8 protein-coding genes are annotated in these 11,711 nt (G+C 68.4%); all 8 read right to left on the reverse strand.

What is annotated here, in order from left to right:
- Window positions 1-32 precede the first annotated feature (32 nt).
- Window positions 33-2,174, reverse strand: a complete 2,142-nt coding sequence (locus tag ACFV0T_RS32030; RefSeq protein ID WP_385786804.1) for a hypothetical protein — start codon at window positions 2,172-2,174, stop codon at window positions 33-35.
- On the reverse strand, window positions 2,171-5,371 hold the full coding sequence (locus tag ACFV0T_RS32035; RefSeq protein WP_385786807.1) for a putative baseplate assembly protein: 3,201 nt from the start codon (window positions 5,369-5,371) through the stop codon (window positions 2,171-2,173). Before ACFV0T_RS32035 ends, ACFV0T_RS32030 begins: the two co-directional genes overlap by 4 nt.
- Window positions 5,368-8,199 carry a putative baseplate assembly protein gene (locus tag ACFV0T_RS32040; RefSeq protein WP_385786810.1) on the reverse strand — a complete coding sequence of 944 codons (2,832 nt, stop codon included), beginning with the start codon at window positions 8,197-8,199 and terminating at the stop codon, window positions 5,368-5,370. Before ACFV0T_RS32040 ends, ACFV0T_RS32035 begins: the two co-directional genes overlap by 4 nt.
- Window positions 8,196-8,558 (reverse strand): GPW/gp25 family protein, encoded by a 363-nt coding sequence (locus ACFV0T_RS32045; RefSeq protein ID WP_385786895.1) that lies wholly within the window; start codon window positions 8,556-8,558, stop codon window positions 8,196-8,198. Before ACFV0T_RS32045 ends, ACFV0T_RS32040 begins: the two co-directional genes overlap by 4 nt.
- Before the next feature lie 363 nt (window positions 8,559-8,921).
- Complete coding sequence (locus tag ACFV0T_RS32050) at window positions 8,922-9,458, reverse strand: phage baseplate assembly protein V (RefSeq protein ID WP_385786813.1); 537 nt, start codon at window positions 9,456-9,458, stop codon at window positions 8,922-8,924.
- A complete protein-coding gene (locus ACFV0T_RS32055) occupies window positions 9,455-10,528 on the reverse strand; it encodes a hypothetical protein (protein ID WP_385786816.1) in 1,074 nt (357 codons plus the stop codon). The genes ACFV0T_RS32050 and ACFV0T_RS32055 overlap by 4 nt, the downstream gene beginning before the upstream one ends.
- A gap of 44 nt (window positions 10,529-10,572) precedes the next feature.
- Window positions 10,573-10,905: a LysM peptidoglycan-binding domain-containing protein gene (locus ACFV0T_RS32060; protein ID WP_385786819.1), complete on the reverse strand. Its 333-nt coding sequence runs from the start codon at window positions 10,903-10,905 to the stop codon at window positions 10,573-10,575.
- A 29-nt stretch (window positions 10,906-10,934) separates the two neighbouring features.
- Window positions 10,935-11,576: a hypothetical protein gene (locus tag ACFV0T_RS32065; RefSeq protein WP_385786822.1), complete on the reverse strand. Its 642-nt coding sequence runs from the start codon at window positions 11,574-11,576 to the stop codon at window positions 10,935-10,937.
- Window positions 11,577-11,711 lie beyond the last annotated feature (135 nt).

Below are 11,711 nucleotides of genomic sequence, written 5' to 3' on the forward strand. Positions count from 1 at the left end.
CCGTCAGCGCTCGGCCCGCTCGGGCGATGCGCTCATGTGGCCAGGAAGACTCCCGCGTTGCACCCGGCCGGGGTGTATTCGGCTAGGCGGGCACGCAGGTTGTCCTGACGCTGTGGACGGAACAGATCGTGCAGCGCCCCGGGTTCCGACCCGTCGTCCGCACCGCGCCGGATCTCCTCAGCGCATGCGTCGGCGAGTCGGACGTAGTCGGGTGTGCCGTACCGCGTGCTGGCGAACTTCAGCGCGACGCGGTCCGGGTCGCCCGAGTGCTCGGGCTGGCAATACAAACGACGCGGAGTACGGGAGCCGGGCGGCAGCCAGCAGAAACGCACGCGGCCTTTTGTCCGCTGGGCGATTTGGACGTCGCCGTCCAGCAGACAGTTCTCCACCAGGTCGACGGCGCGTGTGCGTACCGAGCCGATGACGGTGGTACGCCGTGCCGTGAGGAGAGCGTGAGCGTACCGCCCCTCCGGACCGGCCAGCGCCGCAAAGTCCCGGTAGGTGGCGTCGAGCACGCTGTCGGAGAGGAAGAGCCTGTTGGGTTCGGTCGCGGCCTCGTCCCGGCTGACGACGACAGTGCCGAGAATGCTGTGCTCGACCTCGACGCATACCGGCGTGTCGATCAGTTCCAGGCTTGCCTCCTCGGGTGACCGCGGCAGGCCATTTGCGCCGAGGTCCCAACCCGGTACGAACGTGCAGTGCCGGATGATGAGTTGTCCCACCTTGCCCCGGACCTGGACGCTGCCCCCGGTGACCATGAGGCCGTCGAGGACGATGCGCGGCAGGGGCCCTTCACTCGCCGCCGCTGTCGGCGTCCCGGTGCCGGTGATCCGCAAGGAGGCGGGGCTGCTCTCGGTCCGGTCGGGCAGTGCGAGTACCGGTCGTGAACCGTCCTCGGCGCGCAGGGTGAGACGGTCTTCCGGCTCGAGGAGGATGGTTTCGAGGTCACGATGGACGTCGTTCCCGGTGATTTCGATGATCGCTTCGGAGTTGTGCGGCCTTTCGGAGCGCCACCGCTCGATCGCATCGGTGATCCTGTGGTGTTCCTTGCCCGGACCGACCCGGTAGCGAGCGACGGTTGGGCCCGCCGTGTTCCCCGGACGGGGGTACTCACCGCCGCCGAAGTCACTCGAAAACGCATGGTGGTAGGTCACCCGGACGCCTCGCTCCAGGTCCGTCTGCTCGTGAAACTTGACGCGTCCGAGAACCGGGTCGAGAGCCACCTGTCCGGCGCGTGGGGAGTAGCTCCATTCGGACAGGTCTGCGGACACGATGCGGTCGAGGGCCACGACATCACGGTCGGGGTGTGGTCCGGTCCATACGCACACGCTCTTGAGCGGGCCGTAGTAGTCGTACAGCCGCTCGGTCAGAGCCCTGCGCCGGATACGCGCCGGGACATTCATCTCGTCCGCGACGTGGCAGGCCGACGGCTCGGGAACCGGCTTGGTGAACAGCTCGGTATCGTTCCCGAGAATGCTGAAGGTGTAGCACGACCGGACCTGGTCCACGCAGAGCGCCGGGGCCCGGGTCACCGGGTAGGCCCGCAGTCGCCACACGTGGAGGCCGACGCCGGGGATGTTGTACTGGCCGGCGCGGCGGGTGGCGTCGGTGCGGGGTACTTCGACGGTGTGAGCCAGCTCGTCGAACGGGCCGTCGATCCGGTCCAGGATGTTGATTCGGCGCAGGTCGACCAGGCCGCCTCGGCGCAGTCGCCGCCGTGCGTCGTCGTCCTCGCCGGTGTATCGGCGGATCGGTTGAGTGACAGCGAGCAGACGGCGGTATTCCACCGCCCGGCTGGGCCAGTCCGCCACATCGGTGGCCAGGTCTTCGAGGAGGGCAAGGGTGCCCTTGCGCCGGCGGTTGGCGACTGTGTTCGCGACCTCTCTGCGGGGCGCGGCTGCGGCGAGCAGCCCATACGCGGGCGAAGAGTTGTCGGAGAGCGCGGCGGTCGTCCCGGGCAGTATGCGGTAGCCGACGAGGTCGCCGATGTACGGCACCACCCAGTCCTCGCAGGTCTCGATGAACCAGTTGTCATAGAGCTGCTCGATGTCGTCCTGGACGACACGGGCCTGAGCGGCGATGACCGACAGCAGTTCGTACAGCTTGCTGCCGTGCTCCGCGTCGAGCCGTCGGTGGACGGCGGGCAACAGCGCGTACACCTGGTCGGGAGTCATGGGATCCTCCGCAGGACGAGAGTCTCGGGCACCGACGGATCGAGGAGTACGAGCTGGGCAGGGCGCAGGGCCCGCCGCACCACCATCGCGGTGCCGGGAGTTCGAGGGACGCCGTCGGGATTCAGCAGAGCAAGCTGCGCTTCGGTGAGTCCGTTGGCGGCGGCCACCGAGGCGCTCGTTTCCTCGGGGGCCGGTGTGTAGAGGGTCTCGCGGTACCCCGCCGGGTGGCCTGGCACGCAGGGGGCGGCGGTGAGTTCCCGGGCGAACCGGATGACGCCGGCCGCGTCGACATCGTCCCCCACACCGCCGAAGGCGTCGACATCCACGAAGTCGACCCCGGGGACTGCCTGCGCGGCCGCGATGGCGGCACTCAGGAAGACGGACTGGGCGAGCTTTGCCGCGGCGAATCCCAACCGGTCCAGGAGGGCGTCCCGGACAGCCTGTTCGACCACGTCCCGCGAATGGTCCGGCAACGTGCGGACACCGAGCGACAGTACAAGCCGTACCCGTTCGCAGACCTCCACGCGCACCGGCAACGCTGGATCCCCGTACCGGCTGAGAGCGGACTGAAGAGCGTCCAGGAGCAGCGAGCGGGCATCGAGGGGGGCGTTGTCGGCGGCGTCGACGGTCACGTGCACGAACTGACGAGCGCCGTCGGGGCAGCGGCGCGCGGCGGCTTTGCCGATGCCGGCGAAAGCCAGAGCGAAGTCCTCATAGTCGCGGACCGACACCAGTCGGTCGAGGGCGCTGAGCCGCAAAGGGATACTCAGGCGGGCCTCTTCCCGGCCGTCGGCATCCGCGCCTCCGGTGGCGGGCAGCGGATTGGCGACGCCGCTGACCCCAAGGGGCCGGCTGACCACGTGGTTGACCTGTCCGGCCGCGACATTGCCCGCGGTGCCTCCACCGATGCGGTAGTGAGCCGTGACGTTCTCCACACCGGTCGGAAGACGGGACCCATGGCGTCCGTCGCCGAACTCGACCGCTGCTCCGCCGTCGACGCCGACGCGCAGACGGTAGGCAAGAGTGGCCGGGTCGGCCTCGTTCAGATCGGCGATCCGGGGCCACTCCACACCGGAAACCCGGACGGTCAGGGTTTCTCTCGCACCGTCGGGCGTGCGCGCGGGAAGCCAGGTGAGGGGGCCCTGACGCAGCGGGAAGACCTGCCCTGCCTGCGCGGCGTCTCCGCTGCCGAGAATCTCGTTCCGGGTCTCACCGGCGGTCGCGAACACGACGTTGCCATGAATGATCACGGTATCCCGGCGGTACCGGTAGGCGAGTTTCGTGGTCAGGGCGAGCGTGCTGCGTACGCCGTGGCCGGAAGGCGTGTCGTCGAGTCCTTGATGGACTCCGCCGAGCATGACGAGTTCGGTGCCCTGGACTCCGGAGACGTGCGGGACGTCGGTGCGTTCCCCGGAGACGATCAGCCAACGACCGGGAGTGAGTCCCTCGTACACACCGGCGAGTTCGATCGCGTCGCCGGCTACCACGGACGGATCCGGGGGATCGGCGAGGGGAAGCGTCTCGCCGGCGGCCCAGACGGTGGTGGCGCGGCGGGCGGCGAGGTCGTCGGGATCTTCGGTCCACGGCTCGGCGAGCCGCAGACGGGTCACCCGTACGGCATAGTGCTCGTCGGCCACGGCCAGTTGAGTGACGTCGGTGACCTGAATGATCCGGGTTCTCGTTTGGCCATCCGTCTGGCGCACGGCAATCCAGGTGCCGGGCAGGATCGTGTCGTACACCGAGTCCAGCAGGAGAACTCTCCCGTCGTCGGGGGATTCGTCCGTGCCGGGCGGGTCGGCGGAATCCGCCGACCTGAGCAGCCTTCTGACGTGCGCTGCGTCAGGGATCGTCGCACCGAGGGGAGCTGCTTTCACGCGGAAGCACTGCACGCCTGGCGGATCGGCCGCTGTGACCGAGACGGTACCGAGGGCGCGGTAGAGCGTTTCGGTGAGGTGGGGACTCTTCGCGGTGAGCAGTCGTGACATGGCGTCAGAGTCCGGGCCGAAGAGTTCGGTGACAGGGGTGGCCATTTCGCTGGGGTTGCGAGGAGGCCGGGACGGGGGTCGCTCGAGCCCGTGCAGAACCTGACGGCCAAGGTTCAGTGGATTGACGAAGGGTTCCCCGTCAGAGCTGCTCGGGGAGTGTTTCCCGGCGGCGCCCGCGGACGAGCCCGTCACGGCGCCAGCGGCATTTCGGACGGCCGCGACCCGAGCGGTCACCTTGTCGAGCAGTTCGCCACCGTGCGCAGCCCCGGCCTCCGCCCCGGAGAGGCGCTCGCGGAACGATTGGAGCTTGTCGTCGAGTGTTTCCGCCAAGGCGTCCGGATCACGGAGGATGTCACCGGCGTGCAGGACCTCGCGCAACACCCTCAGGAAGTCCTCGAACGGTTTGGACGGCTGCGGCTTGCGAACGGCCTTGTCCACGTCCTCGCGAAAGGCCTGTACCTCGCGCTTCAACTGGTGGGCCAGGCCTGGTGTTTTGAGGAGCACGGTGGTCCGCCCGCGGTACGGGTCCAGGTGAATGCTCTCCACGAGACGGGTGATGTTCCGGCTGGGGTCGCCGAACGTGAATAGCAGACGGTCACCGGCGCCGAGGTTGGGTTGGACGCCGTCGAGTTCGAGTGACGGCATGATCTCGGCGGCATCGGGATCGATCGAAGCGGGAATGATCGCACGGACTGGAAGCTGGTTCCATTCGGCGCGGGCGTTGAGATCCTCCGAGGTCTCGAAGACCTGGGGCAGTCCACCGGGCGGTGGGGCGCTTTTCACCTGCGAGCCGGCCGGGATGGTGCAGCGAGTTCCCGCGTCGAGGGTATAGGCGAGGAACGTGCCGGCGCCGAGTGGCGGTCGAGGACGGTGACCGACAAGCCGGCCGAGCCTGGCCAGGGACTCCTGCTCGGTTGCGGTGCGCAGGTATCCCTCGTTGACGATCCGTTCCTGATAGAAGGTCAGGATGTCGGCGATCAGGGCCCAGCCTTCCACGAGAGCGATGGAAGGGTCGTCCGGCTCACGGGTGGTCAGCCCGGCGAGTGGCGCGTGATCGGTACTGGACAGGGCGGCGAGCATCGACTTCAGGAACTGGTCGTAGGTACCCGCGCGGTACTGCAGCGCTGGCAGTGCAGGCCTGTTCCAGATCCTTGACGGGGTGGTCGACCGGGTACCGGGGCAGCTGCCGCAACGGCATGCCGAGGGGCTCATCGCCCTCCTCGCAGCTCGAGGGTCAGCCAGCCGTTCTCCGGCCGGGTGGAGTCGCCGTCGAGCCGAGCGATCTCCAGGGGACGCAACCTGAGCACGCCGGAGGGTGGGACATCCGGGCCGGGACTCACCCCGCCGTCCGTGAATCGGTGGAGCCGACGCAGCCTGGTCACCTCGGCATGCCGGACGCCGGGGATCCCGGCCACTGCGGCGACCAGCGCACTCGCCCGTACCGGTGTGCCGAATGTGAGGACGTCGGGATCGAAGAAGCCCAGTCCACCACCGGGTTGCGGGCCGGGCCGCAGCGCCCGCAGCAGGGCTTGGCGGACATGACCGGCGAGGTGATCGGGGTCGACGAAGACGGTGAGGGCCACGTCGAGAGGTACCTGAAGTGCGGGTCCGGTGACCACGTCATGGCCGATGCGGCGAAACCGGTGCAGGGCCAGCCGCACGTCCTCCGACAGCCTGTGCGGTAGATCGGATGTGCCCTCGGCGTCGAGTGCTACGTCGGCTTCGTACCAGCTACCTGTCCAGCGCAGGGCAGCGGCGGCCCGTTGTACTCCCGGGTGCCTGGCGGCGAGGGTCTCGTAGTCCTCGGCTGTGACAGCCCTGAGCAGCTTGCGGAATGGCTCGTGTGGTGCTGCCAGCCGGACTTGCGCGACGGGTTCGGGGTCGGTACCACCGGTTGCGGGCAATGGATTGCGAACCCGGATGACGCCGTCCAACTGGGAGGAGCGGGACGCAATCCGGTTGATGGCTTCGCTGCCGACGTTGCCGGCCCGGCCGTTGCCGATGCGATAGGAGGCCAAAAGTTTCTGTTCCCGAAGCGGTGCCGTTCCGGTACGACCGTCTCCGAACCTGAGGCTGAGCCGGCCCGCCTCGTCGGTCTCGCCGACCACATGGCGGTCGCGAGGGCCGCTGGCCAGCAGGTCGCGGCGCGGCGTCCACGCATCGCCACGGCTGTCGGTGCCCGCGGCCCAGATCCGTACGGCGGGGACAGCCTCGCGCGGGTCCGGACGCAGGGCGGCGCAGGCCGGGCCGTGCAGTGCGGGGTTGTCCGGGTCGATCAGCCAGGCGGCGTCCTCGCCCCAGGTCTGCGCGAGTTCCCAGCCGATGTCGGCTTGGTCGAGTACGTAGCCGGATCGGGCCCGCCCGGCCAGCGCTTCGAGTCGGCGCAGTTTGGGGTCCAGGTACTCGTCGAATCGTGAGAGGAGGGAGGTGAGGTCGAATCGTGAACTGCGGTCGTCGCGAACCCTGGTGAGGAGGCCCGCCTCGAACAGCGTTTCCAGGAAGTCGCGGTCGGCCGCGGACAGCGTCGCATCCGAGCGATGCATGTCTCTGAGCCGGTCCCGGGCACGGGCGGCCAGGCGGGACAACTGCTGGCTCTGCCCGGCGGAGACGTCCGCCAGCCGTGGATGGGGCGCGGACCAGGTGATCTGCGTGGCGCAAAGCGCGGACACGAAGCGACGGGTGATGCGAGGAGCGGCCGAACTGGGGCAGCTCTGTCCGGGGCCGCATTCGGCGGGACCCTCGACCGTTTCGGGGAGGCCGTCGGGGCCCCAGGTGTTTTCGATGCCGTGCTCTACGAGAATGGTGTTGCCCCGCGCGACGACGACGTCCGTCGGATCGCGGTCGGATCCGCCGTGGGTGGTGACGCGCAAGGGGAACGCGAGAGCGTCCTCGTCCGCCCATTCGACATCGAGCACCTTGGTGTCGTAGAGCACGTCGATGCCCTGGGTGACGCGGGTGAGGCGGACGGCCTGCCGGTGAGCGGGATCGCGATCCGCCTGACTGCCGGTCCAGGGGTCCGCGGTCTCCTCGAACACGATCACATCGCCGGGGGCGAGTCGCAGGGCGCGGTCCTTGCCCGTGCCAGGGGGCCGTTGGTCCAGCAGTGTGGCCCGCGTGGTCCCGGCGGGCAGACAGTGGTCCTGATCGCCCCAGGTCCACAGGCCGATGCTGTTGTGTTCGGGCCGGAGCACGATGTCCCGCCGTTCCAGCGGCCGGTAGACGGGGTGGTGGCCGGCCGCCAGCAGCTCGGCCGGCAGTACGGCGCCCGTCTGCGGGACACGGCCCGGCGGAAAGGCGGTGAAGGCGAGGTCGTCCGGCCGCACGTTCAGCTGTTCGCTGGTCTCGACGCAAACGAAGGTACGGGCCGCACAGCCGTCGTGCATCGGATAGTCGACCAGGCGGGCATGGCGTCGTACCGAGGTACGCAGCCGTGCCGTGTCGAAGTACGCCTCGGTCGCCACGGCGTCCTGCTGGTAACTGAGCTGGTCACCGACGTGGGCGAGGAGCTCGACGAGGGTGACGCCGAGATCGGGTGCGCGCCGCTCGGTCCACTCCGGCATGGTGAGGGCGAGCCGTTCGAACAGCAGGCGGCGGAAACTTGCGTAGTCCTTGGCGAGATAGTCGATGGCCGGTGCTGGGTGGGTCGGCAGCGAACCGGTGCCGACGGTTGGGGCCGGGACCGGAGCCTCGGGGTCGGTTTGCCGAAACGAGAATTCAAAGGTGTCGTAGCAGCGGTCGAAGCCCGGCCCGAGTGCGTGGAGCCGGTGGACGGTCCCGTCGCCCGGCCGGTCGAGCTCCATCGTCAGACAGTTCGCGGGGTTGTCCGTGCCGGTGACTGAGACGATCCGGATGTCATTGCCCCGCCGTCCGCCCTCGACACGGAAGCTGTGCCGGTCCAGCCGCTCCGGGATGGTGCCGAAGAAGAGGACGGTAAGAATGCGCCTGTCGGGATCGACCGAGACACTCTCGATGCCGGCCAGCCCGGCCGCCCGAACCGCGGCACGTCGCTGCTCGTCGTTACAGAGCGGAGGGGCGCTCATGAGGCTGTCCCTCCGCGCATGAGCACGTTGTGGCTTTCCCCGGTGGCTGTCAGAACGTAGTTCAGGGAAACGGTCAGGGCCGACTCCTCGGCTCTGACCGCCAGAGACTCCACGGTGAGCAGGTCGCCGAGCCAGCGCTGCAGGGCAGCCTGCGCGGTCATCTCGACGGCCGCCGTAAGTTCCGGGCCGTTCTGGGCGAAGACCAGGTCGAGCAGGCCGCAGCCGAAGTCCGGCCGGTTCACACGTTCACCGGGGGTGGTGAAGAGCACCTGCTCGACCATGTCACGGACATGGTCGGCGTGTCGGGTCGTCGCGGTCCGACCGCTGGCGTCGACGTTGTAAGGGAAGTCGATGTGCATCGAGCTCACGTCCCCCGCACCCGAAGTTGCATCGCCTGGACCATGGGGGGGCTGGGTGGGGTGCCGACACCGACGCCCGCGCCGCAGCTCGGGGGCGGTGTCGGCTGGAGTAGCAGCGGCAACCCATTGACCAGTACGCGGGTGGATGTCTGGGTCCACCGGATACTTGTACAGGGCGGCGCCCCCAGTGAGGCCGCTGGGAAACCGCAGCCGAGGACGACGAAGGTGTCCGCTGTCGTCGCTACGGGTTGCGTGCCGACGAACACCCTCTGCTGGGCGGGTGCCGGAGGGTTCGCGGACCCTTGGTGCGCGCACGTCATCGTGGCACCGCTGTGGAGAATCAGTCCGGGCATCTCGACCTCTTTACAGCACCGTCAGCGCATCGCCGTTGACGCGCACCTGTTTTCCCTCGAGCACGATGCTGGCGCGTCCCGGGCCGCACGAGATCTCGATGGACGTCTCATTGATCTTGATGAACGGCCCTCCGACGCCGTGGAGTTGCATGGTGATGGCACCACCACCGGCCGGCCCACTCTGATCACTGATGACCAGGGCGTTCTGGGAGGGTGTGGCGAGCACGATCTGCGGAACCCCCGGCGGGGTGGACTTTGCTGCGGGCGGTACATCGCCCGCGCCGCCTCGCCAGAAACCGGTCCACACCGCCCTGTTGGGATCACCGTCCAGGAACTGCAGCCATACTCCGGAGTTCTGCAGCGGCACGACGTACATGCCGCTGGCCGTCCCCGCCATGGGAGACAACGGCGAGGCCCAGATGCACGGATCATCCCCGAGGACCTCCGGTACCCGAACCAGCAGCCGCCCCATGTCGGTGGTGTCCACGTTCGACACCACCACTCCTTGATAGAGGCCGTGCCATTTCTTCACGGGCTGAGCCGTCACGGGACCACCACCGGCATGTGGGAGACGAGAGCGTCTCGGGTGAGGGTGAAGCTCTGCTTGTACGCACCGCGGGCGATGTCGTGGGTGACACTGCGCACGTAGTAGAGGCCGTCGTAGGTCAGGCCCGCGCCGCGTACCCCCACCAGGTTCCGGGCACTGAGCACGTGTCCGTAGCGCAGGACGTCGAGTCTGCCTTGACCGGTGACGGCGTCGGCGGACTGGGCGCTTCGGCTCAGTCCCCACAGCAGGGTCTCTGCGAGTGACCGGCCGGTCTGTCCGGTCAGTGGTTCCTCGCGCAGAGCCGGGGCCGGACGCAGTGCAAGGGGCGGGTGGAGCAGGCTGACGTCGGGTACCGGAACGGTCTGTTGGGTCTTGGCGACGGGTTCGACGAACCGAGCCGTGTACTGGGTGCGTGACAACCCGTCGAAGCTGAAGCTCAGCGATTCGACGTTGTCCGCCGTCCCGGAGTCGACCGTGAGCGCCGGCTGTGGCAGACCCGCGCGGACCTCCGGGCCCCAATAGGCGATGCTCACTCCCGGGGCGGGGCCGGGTTCGATGAAGAACACGTAGCCGACCTCGTCGGCCAGCGTGCGGAGATAGGCCAGGTCCGTTGCGGACTGGACCGGGACCTCGACGGCCGGGTTCGGAAGGTTGCTGATCACCGGCGGGACGGCCAGCGGGACGATCCCGTACTGCGCGTATCCGGCGCACACCAGCATCACGCGCAGATGATGCGGCAGGCCCGGGTAGCAGCGTTCGACGTGCCGGAGGTCCATGAGTAGCGACAGGTCCTCGCCGGTCACGGTGAGGGTCGAGCTGCCTGGAGCCTGACCGGGGTTCATCTCCTGGCGGGTGATCACCCCGTCCATGAGGACGTGTGGCAAACCGGCGACCACGGCCACCACGACGACCCGGGTCTTGGGATCCAGCAGCCCCGAGGGCAGCATCACCTCGGTCACGGGCGACCGCTTGCTCACCGCGAAGGTCAGCTGGAATCCGCTCGCCGAACCACTGGACGAGGTGACCTGCACGGACTGCAGGGCGTCGATGAGGACGGGAGGAGCGGGCACCGGCACCACTTTGCCCATGAGTAGCAGGAGTTGGAGGCTGCGCGTCATGACGGTGCCGGGTTCATGGCCATGGGCAGGCTCCCGGGCACGCCTGCGGGAAGAGCGATCCGCAGTCGACGACCGGGCACCGAAGTGAGATCTTCCGGCCTTATCGCCCCGTTGGCATCGGCGATCCTCCACGCCTGCTCCGGGGCTCCGTACTGCCTGGCCGCGATCCGATCCAGCCGGTCGCCGGGTTCGACGACCTGCGTGCCGACGGACATGAGATCCTCCGGCTGCGGCAGAAAGCGGCGCCGCACGTACGTGACGGTCCGTCCGTCGGGTGTCGTCAGGGTCGTTGTGGCGATGCCGTGATACCGGCTGGTGGGGTCGAACATTCCTGCCTCTCGGGGTCATCCCGTCGCACTCAGATCGCGGTGTAGCCGACCGCTCCCGGGCCGTATCCGATCAGTGCTGCGAACCGCTCCTTGCTCTGCTGGTAACGGATGTAGAGGGCGCCCGCCTTGTGGGAGAAGCCGACGTCGTCGACGGTGAGGACTCGGACGGACAGACCGACCTTGGCTCTGATGGGATTCAGTTCTCCGTCGTAGGCCTCCTCCGTGACGGTGAAGTCGGTGATACGCACGGGAAGGACTCGGCGCCGACCGAGCACCAGCACCGTCAGAGGGGCTTCCACCGGGGCGATCTGCAGCATTCCTTGCGACGCCATGTCATTCTCATGCGCCAGCTGCACGCTGCTGGGACAGACCGCCGTCTCCAACGCGGACAATGCCCCGAACAGCCCAGCACCTGCCATGGGAGCAGCACCGGCCACCAGCTGCAGCTGATCTGCCGCATCGAACTCCGCGTCGATCTTGAACGTCTCATGCGGCGGCCCCTTCAGCCGCAACGCCTCCAGCCGGTCCCCTGGCTCTCCGCCGATGCCCTGCGGCTGGAGAGTGCGCGTGAGCGTGTCAGGGTTGTACTGGAACGGCGCCACCCGCAGGACACGCCCCTGTTCGGGGTCGAGAAAGACAAAGCCTCCGCGGGGCGGGCTGGGGGTGTTCACGAGGGACGACCTGCTCTCCGGTGTCTTGCTGGTGTCGGGTGCCGCGCGGAACAGGAGCCCGGTTTCACCGACTGTCCGCGACAGCCGGATGCGGCGCCGTTTCATGAGGACGGATCTGCTCTGAGGTCAGCGAGG

The organism is Streptomyces sp. NPDC059582 (assembly GCF_042735715.1).
In the GTDB taxonomy this organism is placed as follows: Bacteria; Actinomycetota; Actinomycetes; order Streptomycetales; family Streptomycetaceae; genus Streptomyces.